This window comes from Chryseobacterium pennipullorum (assembly GCF_003384725.1).
Classification (GTDB): Bacteria; Bacteroidota; Bacteroidia; order Flavobacteriales; family Weeksellaceae; genus Chryseobacterium; species Chryseobacterium pennipullorum.
On record NZ_QNVV01000004.1, the window covers coordinates 23,199 to 45,195 of the forward strand.

Consider the following 21,997-nt stretch of genomic DNA (forward strand, 5'->3'; position numbering starts at 1 on the left):
CTATTGTCCAGGTCAGAATCTTGCTTTTTGTTTTACATTACCCAGAATGTCCGGGAAATAAAGATCAGCAAGATGGTCAAATTCATCTCCTCTCATAAACATCGTAGCATCTACTTCTTCATAAGAACTTCTTCCTGCTGCTGCAATCAGTTCATTACATGTATGCAGTGTATTTTTATGGAAGTGATACACCCTTTCGCTTTTGTCCGTAACATCCAGTCCTTTAATCAGCATTTTATCCTGCGTGGCAACACCGGTAGGACAGTTATTGGAATTACATCTCAAAGCCTGAATACATCCCAGAGAAAACATAAATCCTCTTGCATTGTTGCACATATCTGCTCCCATAGCCACAGCCCTCAAAATATCCAGACTGGTAAGAACTTTACCACTGGCAATTACCCTTAGTTTATTTCGCAGATTATAGTTGTTAAGTGTTCTATTGACAAATATCAGAGCCGGTTCCAAAGGCATCCCTACTCCATCTGAAAATTCCGGAGGAGCAGCTCCGGTTCCTCCTTCCGCTCCATCTATCGTAATAAAGTCAGGATAAATTTTCAGAACATTCATCTGAACACAGACATCTTCAAATTCTTTGGTATCTCCAATACAAAGTTTAAATCCAACCGGCTTTCCTCCTGAAAGCTCTCTGAGATGCTGTACGAACCTCAGCAATCCTGCAGCATCAGAGAATGCTGTATGAGAAGGTGGCGAAATAACCGTCATTCCCGGGGTCACATGACGAATCGCTGCGATTTCCGGTGTATTCTTAACGCCCGGAAGCACCCCTCCATGGCCCGGTTTTGCTCCCTGCGACAATTTGATCTCTACCATTTTCACATTCGGAAGTGTAGCATATTTTGCGAACAAATCCGGGTTAAATTTTCCTTCATCGTCACGACACCCAAAGTATCCTGTCCCGATCTGCCAGCAAAGGTCCCCACCTTCCATATGATAAGGAGAAATACCTCCCTCTCCTGTGTTGTGATAGAAATTTCCTTTTTTGGCCCCTCTGTTCAAAGAAATCTGGGCTCTATCACTCAATGCACCAAAACTCATCGCAGAAATATTGAGCAAAGATGCATGATAAGGTTGTGTACACTGCTCACCACCTACCCATACTCTGGGAAGCTCTTCTGAAGGTGATTTTGCATAAATGGAATGCTTGATTCCTTCATATTTTCTGTGATTCACTTCCAGCTGTGTCCCAAAAGCTACGGTATCACTTAAATTCTTCGCACGTCTATATACAGCAGAGCGCTGGTTTCTAGGGAAAGGCTTCCCATCGGTTTCCCTTTCAATAAAGTATTGCTGCATTTCCGGTGAAATACTTTCGAAAAAATACCTGAAGTACCCCAGTACCGGAAAGTTCCTCAAAATAGCATGTTTCGATTGGTAAGCATTGTAAACACCCAATGCATAGATGGCGGATAACAGCGTTGGTATCCAGTAATGCGCTCTGATCAGCAGGGCTACCGTCCATGTAGCCACTACTAATACAATTCCCCAAGATAAAAACTTATCTCTCATGAATGTAGTATTTAAAGTTTAAAAATAAATTTAGTGGAATTTTTGCAAAGAGCCTATGCTTTTGCTAAAAAGTTTTGGTAAGAAGATTGCACTGACACCGTGCCATCTGACAGGATTTTTTCTAAATTCAGCAGTTCGATTTGGTTTACTGAAGCAGGATCAAAGTCTTTCTGAACTCTCACATAATTCTCTGTGAAGCCAAACATTTTCCCGTCTTTATTTTCGTGCTCCCAAAGCACAGGAAGCGTCTTTCCAAGCTGGGTCTGATAAAATGCCATTTTCTTCTTTTCAGAAAGAATTCTCAGCATTTTATTGCGTTTTTTTCTTTCAGCAACAGGAACAACTCCTTCCATGGCAGCAGCCTCTGTATTTTCCCTTTCAGAATAGGTAAATACATGGAGATAGGTAATTGGAAGTTCATTAAGGAAATTATAGGTTTCCATAAACTTCTCCTCCGTTTCACCTGGGAATCCTACGATAACGTCTACTCCGATAGCAGCGTCAGGCATTACCTCGCGAATTTTATGTACTCGGTCGTTGTATAGTTTAGTCAGGTAACGACGTTTCATTTTTTTTAAGATGTCATCGCTTCCGGATTGCAGCGGAATATGAAAATGAGGAACGAACCTTTTGCTTTTTGAAACAAGTTCGATGCTTTCATCCTTTAAAAGATTAGGCTCAATGGAAGAAATACGGATTCTCTCAATTCCTTCTACTGTATCCAGTTCTGAAATCAGATCAAGAAAAGTATGTTCATGTCTTTTATTCCCAAATTCTCCTTTTCCGTAATCACCGATGTTGACTCCGGTAAGAACAATTTCTTTAATGTCCTTAGCTGCAATTTCAGTGGCATTTCCGAGCACGTTTTCGATGGTATCCGAACGGGAAATTCCTCTTGCTAAAGGGATCGTACAGTAGGTACATTTATAATCACAGCCATCCTGTACTTTCAGGAAAGCTCTGGTTCTGTCGCCGATAGAATAACTTCCGATAAAGAAGTCTGTTTCTTCGATCTCACATGAATGGACAACTCCCTCACTTTCAGATTTCTCCAAATCATCCAGGTAGCTCAGAATATTGAATTTTTCTTTCGCACCTAAAACAAGGTCTACCCCATTGATCTGCGAAATTTCGTCAGGTTTCAGCTGTGCATAGCAACCCACAATGACCACAAGTCCTTCAGGATTAGCCTTCATCGCTCTTTTTACGTGAAGCTTACACTCACGGTCAGCATTTTCAGTAACTGAGCAGGTATTGATGACGTACACATTCGCTCTATCATCAAAACTCACCTTATCATAACCTGCATCTGTTAATTGACGGGCAATAGTAGATGTTTCTGCAAAGTTCAATTTGCAGCCAAGTGTATGAAACGCGGCAGTTCTGTGAAAAGTAGACATTTGTTACTCCTGAATTTTATGGGTGCAAAGATAGTAATTTTAATAATAATGCAAGATTGATTCAGTCTATTGTTTAAATTCATCCCTTACTTCGGGACTGTTTTGAAAACAAACTGGTGATGCATTGTCCTGTGCTTCCACTGAAAATTTATCTTTCATTTCTGCATTGAACTCCACAGATTTATTTCTGGCAATAGAAAGTGTCTGCCAGTCTTTGTTTCTGATCATTTTGGCAATGTAAACAACCTGCCCTATGTGATAGGGGTAATGAGCCAACTGACGAAAAACCGCATCAATAACAGAATGCTTTTCCCCTCTTATCTGAATCGTAGTATACAGATTATCATCATTGATCTGATGAAGCGCTTCAAAAAAACATTTCCAGCCTTTTTCCCAATAGGCAAGCACGTCTTCTTTTGTTTTGAAAGTATTTTCAAATTCCCCATCACGATGACGCCATGACTTTTCACCATCTTCCGTCAAAAAATTAGTCCATCTGGAAATCATATTGCCGGCAATATGCTTTACAATAACAGCAATAGAATTGCTTTCTTCATTATACTGCCAGAATATCTGCTCTTCAGACAATTGCTCAAATGTCTTGTCACCAAGTGACTTATAATATTCAAAGCGTTTTATAAAAAGTTCTGTCATTCTTCCTATTTTGCTTCCTAAAATACCACTTTTTAAAAGACAAAACCACCTCTTACGAAGTGGTTTTATCTATTCAATATATTTGAAATTACTCTCTGTTTTTAACCAATACCCAGCCTGTAAATTTGAAAGGAGTATGCGTTTTATCATTCTCATTCCAGGTTACGGAATACCAGTACGTTCCGGTAGGTACTCTTTTACCCCCCTGCATTCCGTCCCATTGATACCCATTAAAACGGTCTGCCTGGTAAATTTTCGTTCCATAGCGGTCAAAAATATTCATGACCAGGTTCTGTTTTCCGGATAATGCAGAGTAGTCGATCACATCATTCACTCCGTCTGCATTAGGAGTGATTACATTGACAAGATTAGGCACCACTACTACGATTTCTATGGGACTACAGTCGTAGGCATCTTTTACAGATATTTTGTGATCTCCCCTGGAAAGGTTGGTGAAGACATTTGAGCTTTGCCAGCTAATATTATCTATTGAATACTGATAAGGCGGATGCCCCCCCATCACAGATATGGTAATGCTATTATTTGAAATATCAATGCCTGAAACCACAGGCTGCTCAGAAGGAGATACTTTTACAGTTTGTGTAGCAATACAATCACCGGTTTTTAGTTTGACCCAATATATCCCTATTCCGACATTGATAGTTTGAGTCGTCGCACCGGTACTCCATTCATAGCTTTTGAATCCAGATCCAGCATCCAGCGTCGTCTTGTCTTCAGCACAGATGATCTTATCCTTTAGAATATCAGAATATACGGGAGCAATGACCAGTAATGTAATCCTGGCGATCGCATAACAGCCCTGGTTGTTGGAAACTCGGACATACACCACACCGTTAGGAGCAGTATAATTAATCAGGGTAAGAATTTCATTGGTCTGTCCTACCGCATCCGTCAGAGATGGGTAGTATTTTTTTGTAACATTTGGTTGAGTGGTTACAATGGCTGTGGTAAGATTAAAGGATGCCGTCGCAGGATTTGCTTCAATAAAGCACGATCTTATAGTGGTGTCATTTACAACAACGACCGGATGGAATTTCAGATTAATCTGTGCGACCGCATTACATCCAAACTCAGAGATCACCTTTACATAAATGATGGCTTCAGCAGAAACAAATGCAGTTGGATTGATAATCTCATTAAGCCCTGCATTGAGATCTGCCATGCTGTGATAGTATTTCTTGGTCACCGTGGCACTGCCAATCACATCAGCTGTTGTAAGGTCAAACAGAGCTGTGCCCGCATTATTATTGTTGCACTCCGTGAGTGTTGCATTTTTAGCAGTAATAGAGCCATTTTTGAATTTAAATTTTCCGATCTGTTTGCATTTATTAAGCGGGTTATCAGGATTTGAAGCATCCGTATAGCTTATGCTGTAATAATAAACCGTCGTGGTATTTACCATTTGCGGAGTCGTGATCGGATTATTTCCCGTCAAGGCATCATTCTGGCTGGTATGATAACTTACGCTAAAATGTTGATTTCCATTAATAATGTCTGCCGACAGTATAGAAAAATCAAACAGAACAGGACTGGAACAGATAACTACCTCTCTTGGATCTGCGGGATTTAATGCAGGGATTCCGGGAGGATTAAACGGGTAGGTCTGAATATTGGGATCTGTAAATGGTGAAGCGAGTGTTGCCGTTCCGCCCCATGTTAAAGAAAACGGAGCGGTAGTACTGCTGGTGCTGCTCACCCAATTGTCAATGAATAGATAATACGTCTGACCCGGCAACACATCCAGATATTTACAATAAGGTGTAGTAGAACCACCCAGGGCATTGGTAATCGTACTGGTCATATTCAACCCAGTATCTGCTCCGACTCCAATGACTGTTGCTGCATTACAGCGGATGGGCGACCCTAAACTCCCACAATTAACATCGGGTCCGAAAATAGCCCAGTCATAATCGGCATCAGCATTATTCGGAACCAGATCAAAGGTGAGTGTTCCACCCGTGGCAATTGTTATTTTATACCAGATCGAATTATGTTCACCCGTAGCATCTATACAGCTTCCCGAATTGACCATTTCTTTAATAGTCCCATATCCTGATGGACTGTACGTAATATTGGAATTACCACAGACAGCCAGTGCGGTGGCACAATCCTGCTGAGAATAAAAAGTATGCGACAGGCATACAAGAATAAATAGTAAAATTTTTCTCATAGATATTTGGTTTAATGGTTAAATCAGTTTAAATCAGCTGAATACCAGCTTAACCCAAATATACCTATAATTTAATTACAAATAATGAATTTAAAATAATTTTAAACTATTTTAAATTAATACATGTATTTTTTACATACTTATACATTAAATAACGATTATTTTATACTTGTGATATTGCCACAAAGATTTTCAAGGTGAAAAATTTTATGAAATGGACTTTTGACTTCTTTGAGATGTTCCTTATCCTGGATAAAAGTATATCTTGAGGCAATTGAATTCATATCTGAGACAATAACCAGCCAACACTCATCAACGGATGTATCGTAATAAGGAAATTTTTCATTTTTCTTTTCAATAAGCTCCAGGATTTTCTCGGAGCACAGCTCATCGAAAAGATTCATACTGTATTCATGGGTAATGAAAACATTTCTCCTGTGAAAAGATTTTCTCACACTTTTCACACATCCTACCCCTTTGTTTTTTTTGATGCTCTTATAAATATTGATAATATTTTCCTGCTGTTCTTCCAGGCTGTCAAATTTTACATGGTGATGGAATTCTAAAAAATAAACACCACGATATTTCGTAGTGTCTTCCTGTTCCAATAATATTTCTGCCTGACGGAATATCTTATTCAAAGTACTTTCCACCTTTTTCATTTCCAGATGATTGATCACCTCAGTAAGCTCTATACCAATTTTTTTATCATTGAGTTTTGCGATAAAGTCAGGGCTCTCACAGGTAAGATTTTCAAACCTCACTTCCGGAAAATGGTGCATGAAAGAATTCAGGAGCAGAATCTCCGATTTCTTCCTGTATTTTTCACGGTCATGCAGCGGAGATTCATCTATTGTACGGTGATATTTTTCTATGGGCTTTTTTTTCAAATGCCGGTTCAGGTAATATAAACTCAGATTCTTAATCAGGTCTTCATCAGAAAATGTCTTTTTCATGTGTGATTTTTTTATTGAATTAAAGAACACATGCTGCCGTGGGCTTTCACATTAAAAGTTTTTGATAATCAAAAATTTACACTCTTAAAGGTAAGTAAAAAAACAATCCGATATCTACTTTTACAATTAATTTATCGATTAATTAATGTAGAGTTTATTTTCATAATTTATACCTTTGCTCCTTCTAACACAAACCCACATTTATGGATTTCAGGAATTTTAAAATCCCTTACAACATCAATCCCCAATATTCTCAAAAAACAGCCTACTTCTCTATGGAATTTGCCCTGGAGCAGGTATTGAAGATCTATTCGGGAGGACTTGGCTTTCTTGCAGGATCCCATATGAGAAGCGCATACAATCTGAAACAGGACCTTATCGGGATCGGTATTCTCTGGAAATTCGGTTATTACGACCAGGCGAGAAACCACGACCAGACCCTGCAGCCGGTATGGACCAGAAAAATGTACAGCTTTCTTGAGGACACCGGAATAAAATTTCAGATTGAGATCCACAGTGCACCGGTGTGGGTAAAGGTATGGTATCTGGATCCTGAAATTTTCAATACAGCCCCCATGTTCTTTCTTTCAACAGACGTTCCTGAAAATGATCATGTTTCAAAAACGATATGCCACAAGCTCTATGATGCCAACGAATCTACAAAGCTTGCACAATACATCCTGTTAGGAAAAGGCGGTGCAAAGCTTCTAGATGAAATGAATATTGAAAGAGAGGTCTATCACCTGAACGAAGCGCATGGACTTCCGGCAGCTTTTTATCTGCTTAAAAAATACAACGGTGACCTGAATAAAGTACGTGAAAAGCTGGTATTCACAACCCACACGCCCGAAGAAGCAGGAAACGAGAAGCATAATGTAAGACTCTGCTATGACATGTCTTACTTCTCCGGTTACAGCATGGAAGAAGTAAAGGCTATCGAAGGAGCAGCGGACGACCGGTTCAATCACTCCCTCTGCGCCCTGAAAATGGCCAGAATGGCTAATGGGGTTTCGCAACTCCACGGGGTGGTCTCCAGAACCATGTGGAGCAAATATCCGGGGATATGTGAAATTACATCTATTACCAACGCACAGGAATTTAAATACTGGGCGGATAAGCCTCTTTATAATGCGAAAGATGAAAATGACGAAACCGTTTTTGATTACCGCAAAAAACATTTAAAGAAAAAGCTGTTCAGTATTGTAGCTGATCAGACCGGAAATCTGTTCAACCCCAATATTTTCACCATCGTATGGGCCAGAAGATTTGCCGGATATAAACGAGCAGACCTTCTTCTGCATGATAAAGAAAGATTCTACAGGCTCCTGAATAATCCGAAGTACCCAGTACAGATTATCTGGGCGGGGAAACCCTATCCAATGGACTATTCTGCCCTATCAACATTTAATACTTTGGTTGAAGAAAGCAAAAATCATAAAAATATGGCTGTGCTTACAGGCTATGAGCTTTCTTTGAGTAAATCATTAAAACAAGGTTCCGACTTATGGCTAAACAATCCGAGGGTTCCAAGAGAAGCTTCAGGAACCTCAGGGATGACCGCCGCGATGAACGGTTCTGTCAACTTATCCACAGATGATGGCTGGATTCCCGAATTTGCAAAGCACGGAGAAAATTCTTTCGTTGTCCCTAAAGCTGATTATTTAAATATGAGTATCTACGAGCAGGATAATTATGATCTGAATACATTATATGAAATTCTTGAAAATGAAATTCTTCCTGCCTATTATGACCGTCCCGATCAGTGGAGAAAAATTCAGTACAACGCTATGAATGATGTAAAGGAACAGTTCAACAGCGATAGAATGGCTGATGAATATTATAAGGTATTGTATCACAAGCCGGAATAGTTATACAAAATTAGGCGAACTCATATTGACGTTCGCTTTTTACCATAAAAAACGCCCGAATGTTTCCGGGCGTTTGTATTTGGTGTTATTTACTTTTTTTCTTGGCAGGCACTTTTAATCCTTTCTCTTTTGCTTCAGAAATTCCGATTGCAACAGCCTGTTTTCTGCTTGTCACTTTCTTTCCGGAAGATGATTTCAATTTCCCTTCCTTGAATTCGTGCATTACTTTTCCTACTTTGTCCTGAGCTTTTTCTGAATATTTTGTTTTGCTCATGATGATGTTTTTTAAGATTTTGGCAGGGATACCCCTAATTCGTAAACTTTGGCATTTTTCAAATATTTTGAACGTTCTCTCGACGTTACCGACTCAAAGTGGTCGTTTTTGATCACAATAATAGGATCTTCTGCATTCTCAATTTCAAAATTAGCTAAATATCTTTCATCCGGTGGGGATTGCAGCTGTTTTGCCTTAATTTTCTGCAGTTCATCCGCATATTTTCTAAATCCGGGATCAGATGAGTGAATAAATTTGTATTCATCGCCTGCATACACATAGTAATGAAGTTTCTTTTCTATCAATCCTGCTTCATCTGTAATTTCGGGATTATCATTTCCTCCTTTAAATCCTACTTCTACCAACACGCCTCCTTTTTTTGCTGCGCATTCTTCAGCATCTTGAAAGCTGGAAAAACCTGTATAAACAATCTTATCGGTTAACTCATATCGGTTTAGTTTCTGGTTGTATGCATTCGTGTCCATAATTATTTTCTGCTTTGATTATACTTAAAGATATTCAATTTTTTTGCCAAAACTCTTATTTGAAAAGCTTTTTTATACAATTAATAAAATTATTATCTTTGAAATCCATTAATGCTAGAAATGAAAAAACTACTTTTAACTCTTACTGTCGCTGCAGTATTTCAAAATGTATCCGCACAGGAGATTACTTTAGATAAAATATATTCAGGATATTACCGTGGCAAAGGCATTGCCGGAATTACATCTATGAAAAACGGAGAAAACTATCTGGTTATCGAACAAACCGGAATTGCCAAGTATTCGTACAAAACGTCTCAAAAGGAAGGAAATATTGTGGACGGACAGTTTGAAGGCTATACGTTTTCAGATGACGAATCTAAAATTCTTTTGCAGGTAGCAAGCCAGCCTATTTACAGGCATTCTTTCCTGGGAACATTTGATATCAAAGATTTAAAGACCGGAAAAATAACACCCCTGAATAACAGAAAACCTGTCCAGGAGCCTTTATTTTCACCAGATGCTACCAAAGTTGCCTTTATCTCTGACAACAATCTGTTCTATCAGGATCTTACTTCAGGAAAAATTACACAGATAACGACTGACGGTAAAAAGAATTCCATCATCAATGGTTTAGCTGACTGGGTGTATGAGGAAGAGTTCGGACATGCCAGACAGTATGAATGGACAAAAAATTCTGATGCCATAGTCTATGTAAAATCTGATGAGAGCCAGGTTCCGGAAATTTATATTCCGATCTATGGAAAAAATCTTTATCCGGCAGAAATGCGTTACAAATATCCTAAGGCGGGAGAGAAAAACTCAGTAGTTTCTGCACAGCTATACCGCCTGGATAGTGGAAAAACTATGGCACTGAATTTAGGATCATTTAAAAATTATTATATCCCAAACGTTTTCCAAACTGCAAAACCAGATGAAATAGTTCTGATCACTTCCGAAAGAATCCAGAATGCTTCTGACATCCTGAAAGTAAATACCAAAACAGGAGCGGTTCAAAAGTTGTTTACAGAAACTGATGAAAAGTGGATCGATACAGACAGTCCTACTTTGGAATTTATGGAAGACGATTCTTTCCTTTGGGCTTCAGAAAGAGACGGAAACCGTCACCTTTACTGGTATGACAAAGATGGAAAGCTGAAAAAACAGATTACCAAAGGAAATTGGGAAGTAACTGATTATTACGGATTCAATCCGAAATCAAAAGAAATTTACATACAGACCACTGAAAAGGGAAGCATTAATAAAGTTGTCTCCAAAGTAAATATTGACAATGGAAAAAGTCAGCTGATTTCCAATGCAGAAGGAAACAATTCTGCCAACTTCAGTAAAAATTACAAGTATTTCATTGAAACATCTTCTACAGCGAAGAGACCGTACACCTACGTACTGAAAGATGGAAATGGTAAGACGGTAAAAGAACTTCAGAATAATAATGATCAGTTACAGAAATTAAAAACAGACAATTTTGCTGAAAAGGAATTTATCACGATTCCTAATGCAGTGGGTGATCAAATGAATGCATGGATCATGAAGCCTAAAAACTTTGATCCTAATAAAAAGTATCCGCTATTCATGTTCCAGTATTCCGGACCAGGATCTCAACAGGTTGCCAATTCATGGGATAACGGAAATGCAATGTGGTTCAATCATCTGGTACAAAAAGGATATATTGTGGCTTGTGTGGATGGGCGTGGCACCGGTTATAAGGGGGCAAAATTCAAAAAAGTCACCTATATGAACCTTGGAAAATATGAGATTGAAGATCAGATTACTGCTGCAAAGTGGTTCGGAAACCAATCGTATATTGATAAAAGCAGAATCGGGATGTTCGGTTGGAGCTTTGGAGGATACATGACCAGCTTAGCCATGACCAAAGGAGCAGATGTTTTCAAAATGGGAATTGCCGTAGCACCGGTAACCAACTGGAGATATTATGATTCTGTATATACAGAAAGATTCATGAGAACACCACAGGAAAATCCGGACGGATATGATAAAAATTCCCCTACAGAATATTCTAATCTGTTGAAAGGAAAATTTCTTCTGATTCACGGAACAGCTGATGACAATGTACACTTCCAGAACTCTATGGAATTCTCTGAAGCTCTGATTCAGAATAAAAAACAATTTGATTTCATGGCCTATCCGGATAAAAACCACGGAATCTACGGCGGACAGACCAGACCGCAATTGTATCAGAAAATGACCGATTTCATTCTGAATAATTTATAAGCAAGGAGGTGATGAGGCCTGCACTGTATATATTTTTTTTATTGTTTTGTTCTGCCCTGTTCTCACAGACAGCAGTGACAGATGATGGAAGAAAAATTATGCTTTTTTCCAATAAAACCTGGGAGCCTGCGAGTGAAGAACTAGGAAAATTCTCTACATTGGAAGCGTACACTGCAGGTGATCAAAAGGTGATTATTTCGTCTGAACATACTTGGAAATTCAAGAATAAAGAAACAGAAAGTCTGTATGAAAATACGGTGATCAATAAGAAAAAGTTTACCGCAGCAAAAGCAGCTTCATCACTTGCTCATAGTAAAAGAGTAGATGCTGGTTTTTATTATGATCCAAAAAAATGGATCATCTTGGAAGAGCAGCCACAGTCTCATTTGGGAGAAATTTTATTGCAGGGATTTGCCAACAAAGAGCTGTATGCGTCTTTCGGAAGTTCTGAATTGGATGAAGGAACTACATTAAGAAATTTAAAAGACCAGCTATTGACAGATTTTCTAATGAATCCCAGTTATTATAAGATCAAAAAGACAGAATTAAGAACAGTGAATGGCATAGAAATGTTTTATATCATGTTTTATGCTAAAAAATCCGGTGAGGTAGTACTGCAAAACTACTTTATTCCTGACACCCGATACTTTTCAGTAATAAGTGCCAGGATTCCGGAAAAAAAATTTGCTTCTTATGAAAAAGACATGCAGGATTTTATCAATGGAATGGTCGCTATAAAGACAGAAAAATATGTTGAAAGAATAAATGTTCAGGCTCCTGCCCCGCCACCGCCTTTAACAACTGAAAAATCACGGTAATATAAAACTCCTTTCAAAAAATTGAAAGGAGTTTTATATTTATTTCATTAATCATTTGGGGCTGTATTATTTATTTTATCAATTGAAATTAAAAACTTATTTTTGAGGAATTTGAAATTTGAATATATGAAGACTAAACATCCTAAAGGGCTTCCCTATCTCTTTTTTACGGAAATGTGGGAGCGTTTCGGGTACTACCTGATTCTTGGAATCTTTGTACTGTATGTGATTGAGCCAACCGGTATGAAGGGAGGGCTTGGACTGCCTGACAAAACTGCTGACGATATTTTCGGAACTTACATTGCACTGACGTATCTTACCCCGTTTATTGGAGGGTTTCTGGCTGACCGGGTCTTAGGGTACATCAAATCTATTTATCTCGGAGGTTTTCTGATGGCGGCAGGTTATATTGGAATGGGAGTCTTCAAAGAGCTGCCTTTATTTTATACGTCACTGGCATTAATTATTATTGGAAACGGTTTCTTCAAGCCTACGATTTCAACACTTTTAGGAAATTTATATTCTGAAGAGCCTTACAAAGCCAATAAAGATTCCGGATACAATATATTCTATATGGGAATCAATATCGGGGCATTTATCTGTAATATTATTGCGGCTTTCATGCGTAATAAATTCGGTTGGGGTGAAGCATTCATCACTGCCGGAGTCGGGATGCTGATCGGTATGGTCATTTTCACAATCGGAAGAAAACATTATATCCATGCTGCGCAGATGAAACCTGTACAGGAAGGAGATACCAAGCTTTCTGAGATTTTGATGAAAGTATTCGTTCCTGCTATTGTTGCCGGAGCAATCGGTTGGTTTATTCCTGATAACCTATTTGGCAGCGACAGTACAGATGCTTTTATATTTGCCTGTGTTCCTGTTATTTACTTTTATGCCTCCCTATACTTCAAAGCTAAGCCTGATGAAAAAGCGTCGATTGGTGCCTTACTTTCTGTATTTCTGATCAGTATGTTCTTCTGGGCGGTTTTCAAACAGAATGGTACTGCACTGACAAGATGGGCGAATTATTATACGGATCGAAGTGTTCCTGCCGCTCTTGAAAAGCCATTGGAAGGGATCTATATGGTAGATGGTAAAAGCTATGAGAGTAAAGAAACTCCTGTATATGACGACCAGTTCCGTTCTCAAAAGGACGATAAAGGAGCGACTATGAAAGAAATGGGAAAAGATGTGTATTTTAAAAATATTTCTCAGGAACAGCGCGGTGCTCTTGAAAAAAATCCAGAGACCAAAGTATATTTATACAATACAGAATTGTTTCAGTCTATCAATCCCTTCTGGGTAATTGCCCTTACACCGGTTATTGTTGGGTTCTGGGCTTTGCTGAGAAGAAAAGGTAAAGAACCTTTAACGCCTACCAAGATTGTTTTAGGACTTTTTATTTCCGGCCTTTCCTGTCTGGTAATGGTGTTGGCGGTAATGGCTGGAGACAATGGAGCTGTAAAGGTGTCTCCTTTATGGCTTGTGGCAAGTTACGGAGTCATCACCATTGGGGAACTCTGTCTTTCTCCCATGGGACTTTCTTTTGTTTCCAAACTTTCACCTGCAAGAATTACAGCGTTAATGATGGGTGGATTTTTCCTTGCCAATTCTGTTGGAAACAAGCTTTCAGGAATTCTCGCAAGCACTTGGTACAGCTATGAAAACAAGATGAATTATTTCCTTGTTAATTTCGGATTGTTAATATTTGCTACCCTTTTAGGGCTTTCCATGTTAAAAAGATTAAATAAAATCATGCGAGAAAAAGGGCATTAATCCTTAATATTATAAAGAATATCAAGCTGTGGAATGATTCCACAGCTTTTTTATTTAAAAATAAAATTAAAACCTTGCCAAAAACCCAAAATAAACTATATTTGTCAGTCTTAACAAAAATTAACAATATAAATGGATAATATTGAAGCATTGAGTCCGAAACCGGATGAATTTGTAGAGAATAAGAATTCCAGACATCCAAAAGGGTTATGGGTTCTTTTCGGAACAGAAATGTGGGAGCGTTTCAACTTTTATGGAATGAGGGCACTTTTGACGCTCTTCATGGTAAATTCCTTATTGATAAAAGAAGCTGATGCAGCAATTATCTATGGTGGTTTTCTGGCGTTGTGTTATTTAACGCCGCTTTTAGGAGGTTTTATTGCAGATAAATATATCGGAAACAGATTTGCCATTATCGTTGGTGGATCACTGATGGCCATCGGTCAGTTTTTGTTATTCATCAGTGCTTCAACATTCTCAGCAGACATAGGAAGTGCCAAACTTATTATGTGGCTGGCTTTGTTTGTGATCATTTTCGGTAATGGATTCTTCAAACCGAATATTTCCTCAATGGTGGGAAGTCTTTATCCAAAACAAGAGAAATCTAAACTGGATTCTGCTTTTACGATTTTCTATATGGGGATCAACATTGGTGCATTTTTAGGTCAGTTCATCTGCCCTTACCTGGGAGATGTAAAGGATGCGACCACCGGAGTAAGAGATATTTTCGCTTTCAAGTGGGGATTCCTTGCTGCTTCCATTGCAATGGTAATCGGTACCGTAACATTCTTTATCCTTAAAAATAAATATGTAGTAACACCGGGAGGAAGACCTATCGGTGGACTTCCAAAGAATAATTCGACAGCAGACTTTGAAGAAGGAGAATCTCAGACCGCGAAATTTTCAGGTGCTTTCTTAGGAGCTACTGTAGGAATATTTGTTGTTCTGTTCTTTGTATTCAGATATTTACTTGTGGGAGAACTAGGGTTCAACTCAATGGAAATGGGGCAAATGATTAAAGGGATTATATACCCGTTCATCTATGCAGCCGGTATTTCATTAGCCTTCCTGATCATGTCCTCGGCTGAGAACAAAATTGAAAGACAGAGAATCTGGGTAATCTATATCGTTTCGTTCTTCATTATCTTTTTCTGGGCAGCTTTTGAACAGGCAGGATCTTCTTTAACATTCATTGCGGATAATCAAACGGACAGAAATATTTTTGGATGGAATATGCCGCCTTCCATGGTTCAGATTTTTAATGGTATTTTTGTAGTCTTACTAGCTGTTCCTTTCAGTCTTTGCTGGGATAAGCTGAGAGCAAGAGGAAAAGAGCCGGTATCTCCATTTAAGCAAGCGATGGGATTGGCATTAATTGCTCTTTCTTACTTCATCATTGCACACAACGTAAAAGATTTAGGAAATTCAGGGTTATTGGCCATCAAGTGGTTAATGCTATTATATTTCATTCAGACGTGTGGTGAGCTTTGTTTATCACCAATCGGATTATCATTGGTTGGAAAATTGGCTCCAAAGAGATTTGCTTCATTGCTTTATGGTGTTTTCTTCATTTCTAATGCTGCAGGATATGCCTTGGCAGGTTCATTGGGAGCTCTTATCCCGGCAACGGGTGATAAGTTTAAGAAAGCTCAGGAAATAGGAGTTAATCTTCAGGATGTTTTGGATAAAAAAGTAACCTTAACGGCAGATCAGATCGCTGCGTTTGAAAAAGCACAGCTTCCGTTACACAATCCTACTTTTGTAGGCTTTGAGATCCACAATTTATTCGAATTCTTTATGGTGTTCGTAGTACTTTGTGGTATTGCTGCAGTTATCTTAGGATTAATTTCTCCGATTTTAAAGAAAATGATGCATGGTGTAAACTAATGGCACCAACAAAATAGAATAAAACCTCTGCCAAGTCAGAGGTTTTTTTTATTTTCGTATGATGGAAATTTCCGAAGATTCTTTATTTCAATCCGTAAAGGAAATTATTAGGCAATCGCGCGAAAAAGTTTTTCGGATAGCGAATTCTACTCTACTGCTTACCTATTGGCAGATCGGCAAGCTGATTATTGAGGATGAACAGCAAGGAAAAGAACGTGCCGAATATGGAAAATACACGTTAAAGAATCTTTCCCAAAAACTGACCTTAGAATTTGGAAAAGGGTTTGATTACACCAACTTATCCAATATGCGGAAGTTTTATCTCTCCTTTCCAATTGTTGACACATTGTCTCAACAATTGAGTTGGTCACACTACCGCCTGCTCTCAAGCCAGGATGATAAAAATAAAAGACATTATTATCTTAACGAAGCTGTCCAAAACAACTGGAATGTAAGAGATTTAAAAAGACAAATCAGTTCACTCGCCTATGAAAGAGTTCTAGAACATAAGAAAACTTCAAATGAAAGCATTCATAGTGTTTTAAAGGATCCTTATATTTTTGAATTCCTTGGATTAAAAGCAGATGAGCAATTTTCAGAGAGAGAAATTGAAACCGCTATCATTGACCATATTCAAAAATTCCTGCTGGAGTTTGGAAAAGGCTTTGCCTTTGTCGCCCGGCAACAGCATATTTCTACGGATACTTCAGATTTTTATATTGATCTTGTTTTTTACAATTACATCTTAAAATGCTTTGTCATCATTGATCTGAAAACCGGAGAACTTTCCCACCAGGATATCGGGCAGATTGACATGTATGTAAGAATGTATGATGATCTGAAACGTGGTGAAGGAGATAATCCAACCATTGGAATTCTATTATGTTCAGAAAAAGACGAGACAATTGTAAAGTACTCGGTGCTCAATGATAAAAATAATTTATTTGCCAGCAAATACCTGCTGTACCTCCCAAAAGAAGAAGAATTAAAACAAATTATTGACCAGGACAGAATCCGTTTTGAACTGGATCAGGAAAATAAAAACCCTTAATTAAAACTTAATCATATATCATTATGAGCTTAACTTTAGAAGAAATACAAAGCTTTAAAGGAAAATATCCAAAACAGCTTTGGACCTTATTCACTGTAGAAATGTGGGAACGTTTCTGTTTTTACGGAATGCGCGGCGTTCTAACAATTTTCATGGTAGACCAGCTGGGATTGCTGGAAGATAAGGCTAACCTGCAGTATGGCGCCATCCAGGCTTTTATTTATGCCTTTACCTTTATAGGTGGTATTTTTGCTGATAAAATCCTGGGATTTAAAAGGTCTTTGGTTTTTGGAGGACTTATTATGGCTATTGGAAACCTGATTATTGCCCTTTCGCCTCATGATTTCTTTTATTTTGGAATTACCTGCTCTATTATCGGGACAGGATTTTTCAAACCGAATATCTCCTCAATGGTCGGGGAACTGTACAAAGAAGATGACCCCAGAAGAGATGCAGGATATGGTCTCTTTTACGCCGGAATCAATATTGGAGGACTTTTGGGAGGAGCGCTCTGTGTATATCTCGGAAAATATCATTCGTGGTCGTGGTGCTTCCTGGCAGCTGCTATTGTGATGATCTTAGGATTAATAACATTTTTTGCCACAAAAAAAACACTGGGACCAATTGGTGATTCACCACTCCAGATCCTTCCAAAGGCAAAAAGAACCTCACGTGAGATTTTGGTATATATCGGGGCATTATTAAGCATGCCACTTATTTTCATTATGGTTAAAAACACCGACTATACCGACTATTTTATGTATTTAATTGGTATTGCTGCGGTAGGTTATTTTGTAGTAGAAACGCTTAAACAAACCACTCCTTACCAAAAGAAACTTGTTGCCGCATTTGTTTTTATTTTTATGTACTTCCTGTTCAATTCCATTTACGAGCAAAGTGGTGGCTCATTATCTTTATTTGCAAAGGATAATCTTGTGCACAACTTATTGGGATTTGGTATGGATCCGAACGTGATCAACAACAGTGCGAATTCATTTTTTATTATAATTTTCAGCCCTCTGATCGGATTAGCTTGGGTCGGCCTAAATAAAAAGAAGCTGGAACCCAACACCATTAATAAATTTGGAATCGGCTTCTTATTTCTAGCTGCCGGCTTTTTCTTATTTTACAGTTTAAGATATTTTGCAGGTGCTGATGGTAAATCTTCTCTGAACCTGTTTACTTTTACCTGGCTGGTCATCACCTTTGGAGAGCTGTGCTTAGGTCCAATTGGGATGTCCATCATCACCAAACTATCTCCCAAAAAGATGTTCGGTATGATGATGGGACTTTGGTTTTTAGCCAGTGCATTCGGACAGTTTGCGGCGGGAAAAATCGGAGCCAGTTTATCTGAATCCAATACCGGAAATACCAATATGAGCAAGCTTATTGCTTACACCGACGGATACAAAACTCTGGGAATCTATGCATTAATCGCGGGAGTGGTATTGATTTTGCTATCATCTTTCGTGAAAAAATTAATGCAGGATGTCAAATAAAAAATAAGTAATTATGCTTATTTTTACTTAAATATCAAATTATGAAGAAAATTTTAAGCATAATACTCTTATTATTATTAAACTTCAGCTTTGCTCAGGTAAAGTGGATGACGATTGAAGATGCTTTGAAAGCTCAAAAAGCTCATCCCAAAAAAATACTTATCGATTTTTATGCCGACTGGTGCGGTCCATGTAAGATCATGGACAAAAAAACATATGGAAACCCTGTGATTGCCCAGATTCTAAACGAAAATTATTATCCTGTAAAATTTAATGCGGAGCAGAAAAACAGTGTTGAAATTTTTGGAAGAACCTTTTCCAATCCTAATACAGAACAGAAAAAAGGAAGAAACTCTCTGCATGAGTTTACTCAGTACATGAATGTAGGAGCGGTCCCAAGTACGGTGTTTCTGGATGATCATGGTGACCCGATCACCATTCTGCAGGGAGAGCTTTCTGCTAAAGAACTGGAACCCTACCTAGAACTGATTTCCAAGGATCTGTTCAAAAAGATCCGGACAAGAGAGCAATGGGAAGATTACCAGAAAAAGTTTAAATCTAAAATCAAAGATTAATAAAAAAGGTCCAGGCCTGATATTTACTTATCATATACTAAGACTTCCATTTTTTTTTGGAAGTCTTTTTTATTTTACCGAAATTCGAACCTTTGTTTTTTCATTCAAAACTTACAAGCCCCGGACCCCGGGCCTTATATCAAAAATGACTTTAGAAACTTCCATAGAATATGTAAAAGGAATAGGTCCTGAGAGAGCCAAACTCATCAAAAATGTGTTGGGGTTATCCACTGTAGAAGATATGCTGAACTTCTACCCGCTCCGGTACTTGGACAAAAGTAAACTGTATAAGATTTCGCAGCTTCAGGAAGAAAGCAGCCAGGAGATCCAGCTTAAAGGAAAGATCACCCAGGTTCAGGAAATCCAGACCGGGAAGACCAAAAGGCTATCTGCCAAATTCCATGATGAAACCGGCAGTATGGACCTGGTTTGGTTTCAGTATTCCAAGTGGCTTAAAGAACAGCTTCCTATTAACAGGGAGGTTTATATTTTCGGAAAGATAAATCTGTTTAACCGGCAGTTTTCTATGCCTCATCCGGAAATAGAAGCGGAAGAAAAAAAAGAGGGTGACACGCGTCTTAAGCCTATTTATCCAAGTTCGGAAAAGCTTACCAAGAGAGGGCTTAATCAACGTTTTTTTCAAAATGCTTTAAGGAATATATGTAAAGAGATTCCCAGTTTGATTGAAGAGAATTTTCCGGATTACCTGATGAAAACGTTTAAGTTTATGTCCAGACAGCATGCCTTTCTGAATGTCCATTTTCCAAAGGATATGGAACATTTGGATAAAGCGGATTTCAGACTTAAATTTGAAGAATCATTCTTTTTTCAATTAGGATACGGACTGAAAAAACTTCATCATAAAACACAGTCCTATGGCAATCCGTTTCCTGTTATAGGTGATTATTTCAACGGGTTTTATGAAAAACATCTTCCTTTTGAGCTTACCAATGCCCAGAAAAGGGTATTAAAGGAAATCCGTCTGGATATGAAAAAACCGATTCAGATGAACAGGCTTTTACAGGGAGACGTAGGTTCAGGAAAAACAATGGTGGCACTCCTCACCATGCTCATTGCGATGGATAACGGATTTCAAAGCTGTATGATGGCCCCCACAGAAATTCTTGCCCAGCAGCATTACCAGGGGATTAAAGAGCTTCTGGAGAAAACAGGAATTACGGTCCGCCTTCTTACTGGGTCAACCAAAACAGCGGAAAGAAGAGTGATTCATGAAGGACTGGAAGACGGTACATTATCCATTTTATTAGGTACCCATGCAGTATTAGAGGATAAGGTGAAGTTCAAAAACCTTGGCCTGGCTATTATTGACGAACAGCACAGATTCGGAGTTGCCCAGCGTGCAAAATTGTGGGCAAAAAATAAGATACCCCCTCATATCCTTGTGATGACCGCTACTCCTATTCCGAGAACATTGGCCATGAGCTTCTATTCCGATCTGGATGTTTCCGTCATTGATGAGATGCCCGTGGGAAGAAAACCGATTATTACAGCTCACAGACGTGAAAAGGACAGACTTTACGTGTATAATTTCTGTAAAGATGAAATCAAAAAAGGAAGACAGGTTTATTTTGTGTATCCATTGATAGAAGAGTCTGAAACGCTGGACTATAAAAATCTTATGGAAGGGCTGGAACATGTCATGGAGTATTTTTCAGACTATAATGTCACCATGCTTCACGGCAAGATGAAACCGGACGAAAAAGATGCAGCGATGGCTTACTTTGCTTCAGGAAAAGCTGAAATAATGGTGGCCACCACAGTTATTGAAGTTGGGGTAAACGTTCCTAATGCTTCTGTGATGGTGATTGAAAGCTCTGAAAGATTTGGTCTTTCACAGCTTCACCAGCTTAGAGGCCGTGTAGGAAGAGGAGCGGAACAAAGCTACTGTATTCTGATGACTTCTGATAAATTATCCAAAGAAAGCAGAACCCGCATCAAAACGATGACGGAAACGAATGACGGTTTTAAAATTTCAGAAGTTGATATGCAGCTTCGTGGTCCCGGAGATATTTTAGGAACCCAGCAAAGCGGTGTGGTAGATTTCAAAAGACTGGATCTTATTCATGATTCAGCAATCATCAAAACGACAAAAAATACGGTAGAAAAGATACTGGAAGCCGATCCTATGCTTTCCAGACCGGATAATCTTATCATCAAAAATTATTACATCCGCTACTACAAAGGGAAAAACAAATGGAGTAAAATTTCATAAAAAAAACCGCAGAAAAAAATTCCTGCGGCCCCCTTATAAAACTGTTATTTAGAAGAAATTACTTTTTGGGTTGCTTAAAAACTTATTTTAATAGTTAGGCTTACTATTTTTTATGGTGGTGTGAAAATATCTATATACTTGTATAAAGCCCTAACTATTAAAATAAATTATAAAAAACAAAATGAATTATTTTTCCAACTTGCTTATTATAAAAACTAACTGTATTTAGGTGGAGATGAGGGAATGAAACGAATAAAAATATCTCCAACTACTTCAAGTTTTCATGATTGTACCGTTTTGTTTAAAGATCTTCTATGCTTTAAAATTGGAAATCAATATAATTCATTTTGTTAACTAACATCGTGATTTATTTAATTTTTGTGGAAACAATTACTTTCTCATTCATCTGTATCTTCAGATATATAATCAAATTTGTGTCACTAGTTTATAGATACAAATGTCAGAATATTAATCGACAGTCCTTTTATATTATTTCATTGATTAGTTATAAAATTTTCACCTCTGTGTGAATAGTATGCTATAA

Annotated in this window: 16 protein-coding genes; 9 read left to right on the forward strand and 7 right to left on the reverse strand. The window is 38.3% G+C overall.

Annotated elements, in window-relative coordinates:
- Positions 1 to 12 precede the first annotated feature (12 nt).
- The 5 genes from DRF67_RS06455 to DRF67_RS06475 form a co-directional block, all read right to left on the reverse strand.
- Positions 13 to 1,530, reverse strand: a complete 1,518-nt coding sequence (locus DRF67_RS06455; RefSeq protein ID WP_115927493.1) for an FMN-binding glutamate synthase family protein — start codon at positions 1,528 to 1,530, stop codon at positions 13 to 15.
- 53 nt (positions 1,531 to 1,583) lie between these two features.
- A complete protein-coding gene (gene mtaB, locus DRF67_RS06460) occupies positions 1,584 to 2,930 on the reverse strand; it encodes a tRNA (N(6)-L-threonylcarbamoyladenosine(37)-C(2))-methylthiotransferase MtaB (RefSeq protein WP_115927494.1) in 1,347 nt (448 codons plus the stop codon).
- Between the two features lie 66 nt (positions 2,931 to 2,996).
- The gene (locus tag DRF67_RS06465; RefSeq protein WP_115927495.1) at positions 2,997 to 3,584 is read right to left on the reverse strand and encodes a DUF1572 family protein; all 588 of its coding nucleotides are present in this window, start codon (positions 3,582 to 3,584) and stop codon (positions 2,997 to 2,999) included.
- 88 nt (positions 3,585 to 3,672) lie between these two features.
- Positions 3,673 to 5,775 (reverse strand): T9SS type B sorting domain-containing protein, encoded by a 2,103-nt coding sequence (locus DRF67_RS06470; RefSeq protein ID WP_115927496.1) that lies wholly within the window; start codon positions 5,773 to 5,775, stop codon positions 3,673 to 3,675.
- Between the two features lie 158 nt (positions 5,776 to 5,933).
- The gene (locus DRF67_RS06475; RefSeq protein WP_115927497.1) at positions 5,934 to 6,731 is read right to left on the reverse strand and encodes a hypothetical protein; all 798 of its coding nucleotides are present in this window, start codon (positions 6,729 to 6,731) and stop codon (positions 5,934 to 5,936) included.
- A 203-nt stretch (positions 6,732 to 6,934) separates the two neighbouring features.
- On the opposite strand from DRF67_RS06475, the gene glgP reads away from it, so the two are divergent.
- Positions 6,935 to 8,599, forward strand: coding sequence for an alpha-glucan family phosphorylase (gene glgP / locus DRF67_RS06480; RefSeq protein WP_115927498.1), 1,665 nt, complete (start codon positions 6,935 to 6,937; stop codon positions 8,597 to 8,599).
- Positions 8,600 to 8,684: 85 nt separating this feature from the next.
- Here the strand turns inward: glgP and DRF67_RS06485 are convergent, their stop codons facing one another.
- Together DRF67_RS06485 and DRF67_RS06490 are read right to left on the reverse strand one after the other, a co-directional pair.
- Positions 8,685 to 8,873, reverse strand: coding sequence for a DUF6496 domain-containing protein (locus tag DRF67_RS06485; RefSeq protein WP_047382380.1), 189 nt, complete (start codon positions 8,871 to 8,873; stop codon positions 8,685 to 8,687).
- An 11-nt stretch (positions 8,874 to 8,884) separates the two neighbouring features.
- Complete coding sequence (locus DRF67_RS06490) at positions 8,885 to 9,358, reverse strand: hypothetical protein (RefSeq protein WP_115927499.1); 474 nt, start codon at positions 9,356 to 9,358, stop codon at positions 8,885 to 8,887.
- Positions 9,359 to 9,478: 120 nt separating this feature from the next.
- Here DRF67_RS06490 and DRF67_RS06495 point away from each other — a divergent pair, with 120 nt between their 5' ends.
- The 8 genes from DRF67_RS06495 to recG all read left to right on the forward strand — a co-directional run bounded on the left by DRF67_RS06495 (position 9,479) and on the right by recG (position 21,453).
- A complete protein-coding gene (locus tag DRF67_RS06495) occupies positions 9,479 to 11,608 on the forward strand; it encodes a S9 family peptidase (protein ID WP_115927500.1) in 2,130 nt (709 codons plus the stop codon).
- Positions 11,609 to 11,706: 98 nt separating this feature from the next.
- A complete protein-coding gene (locus DRF67_RS06500; RefSeq protein ID WP_123912711.1) occupies positions 11,707 to 12,426 on the forward strand; it encodes a hypothetical protein in 720 nt (239 codons plus the stop codon).
- Between the two features lie 126 nt (positions 12,427 to 12,552).
- Positions 12,553 to 14,208: a peptide MFS transporter gene (locus tag DRF67_RS06505; protein ID WP_115927502.1), complete on the forward strand. Its 1,656-nt coding sequence runs from the start codon at positions 12,553 to 12,555 to the stop codon at positions 14,206 to 14,208.
- Positions 14,209 to 14,340: 132 nt separating this feature from the next.
- Complete coding sequence (locus DRF67_RS06510; RefSeq protein WP_115927503.1) at positions 14,341 to 16,095, forward strand: peptide MFS transporter; 1,755 nt, start codon at positions 14,341 to 14,343, stop codon at positions 16,093 to 16,095.
- 58 nt (positions 16,096 to 16,153) lie between these two features.
- Positions 16,154 to 17,146 (forward strand): PDDEXK nuclease domain-containing protein, encoded by a 993-nt coding sequence (locus DRF67_RS06515; RefSeq protein WP_115927504.1) that lies wholly within the window; start codon positions 16,154 to 16,156, stop codon positions 17,144 to 17,146.
- A 23-nt stretch (positions 17,147 to 17,169) separates the two neighbouring features.
- Positions 17,170 to 18,645, forward strand: coding sequence for a peptide MFS transporter (locus DRF67_RS06520; protein WP_115927505.1), 1,476 nt, complete (start codon positions 17,170 to 17,172; stop codon positions 18,643 to 18,645).
- Positions 18,646 to 18,686: 41 nt separating this feature from the next.
- A complete protein-coding gene (locus DRF67_RS06525; RefSeq protein WP_115927506.1) occupies positions 18,687 to 19,220 on the forward strand; it encodes a thioredoxin family protein in 534 nt (177 codons plus the stop codon).
- A gap of 145 nt (positions 19,221 to 19,365) precedes the next feature.
- Entirely contained in the window at positions 19,366 to 21,453 is a 2,088-nt protein-coding gene (gene recG / locus DRF67_RS06530; RefSeq protein WP_115927507.1) for an ATP-dependent DNA helicase RecG, read from the forward strand.
- Positions 21,454 to 21,997: the final 544 nt, after the last annotated feature.

What these genes read in the sequence shown, in the direction of transcription:
- DRF67_RS06455 (WP_115927493.1), bottom strand. Translation starts at nt 1,530, where the DNA reads ATGAGAGATAAGTTTTTATCTTGGGGAATTGTATTAGTAGTGGCTACA.
- mtaB (WP_115927494.1), bottom strand. Translation starts at nt 2,930, where the DNA reads ATGTCTACTTTTCACAGAACTGCCGCGTTTCATACACTTGGCTGCAAA.
- DRF67_RS06465 (WP_115927495.1), bottom strand. Translation starts at nt 3,584, where the DNA reads ATGACAGAACTTTTTATAAAACGCTTTGAATATTATAAGTCACTTGGT.
- DRF67_RS06470 (WP_115927496.1), bottom strand. Translation starts at nt 5,775, where the DNA reads ATGAGAAAAATTTTACTATTTATTCTTGTATGCCTGTCGCATACTTTT.
- DRF67_RS06475 (WP_115927497.1), bottom strand. Translation starts at nt 6,731, where the DNA reads ATGAAAAAGACATTTTCTGATGAAGACCTGATTAAGAATCTGAGTTTA.
- glgP (WP_115927498.1), top strand. Translation starts at nt 6,935, where the DNA reads ATGGATTTCAGGAATTTTAAAATCCCTTACAACATCAATCCCCAATAT.
- DRF67_RS06485 (WP_047382380.1), bottom strand. Translation starts at nt 8,873, where the DNA reads ATGAGCAAAACAAAATATTCAGAAAAAGCTCAGGACAAAGTAGGAAAA.
- DRF67_RS06490 (WP_115927499.1), bottom strand. Translation starts at nt 9,358, where the DNA reads ATGGACACGAATGCATACAACCAGAAACTAAACCGATATGAGTTAACC.
- DRF67_RS06495 (WP_115927500.1), top strand. Translation starts at nt 9,479, where the DNA reads ATGAAAAAACTACTTTTAACTCTTACTGTCGCTGCAGTATTTCAAAAT.
- DRF67_RS06500 (WP_123912711.1), top strand. Translation starts at nt 11,707, where the DNA reads ATGCTTTTTTCCAATAAAACCTGGGAGCCTGCGAGTGAAGAACTAGGA.
- DRF67_RS06505 (WP_115927502.1), top strand. Translation starts at nt 12,553, where the DNA reads ATGAAGACTAAACATCCTAAAGGGCTTCCCTATCTCTTTTTTACGGAA.
- DRF67_RS06510 (WP_115927503.1), top strand. Translation starts at nt 14,341, where the DNA reads ATGGATAATATTGAAGCATTGAGTCCGAAACCGGATGAATTTGTAGAG.
- DRF67_RS06515 (WP_115927504.1), top strand. Translation starts at nt 16,154, where the DNA reads ATGATGGAAATTTCCGAAGATTCTTTATTTCAATCCGTAAAGGAAATT.
- DRF67_RS06520 (WP_115927505.1), top strand. Translation starts at nt 17,170, where the DNA reads ATGAGCTTAACTTTAGAAGAAATACAAAGCTTTAAAGGAAAATATCCA.
- DRF67_RS06525 (WP_115927506.1), top strand. Translation starts at nt 18,687, where the DNA reads ATGAAGAAAATTTTAAGCATAATACTCTTATTATTATTAAACTTCAGC.
- recG (WP_115927507.1), top strand. Translation starts at nt 19,366, where the DNA reads ATGACTTTAGAAACTTCCATAGAATATGTAAAAGGAATAGGTCCTGAG.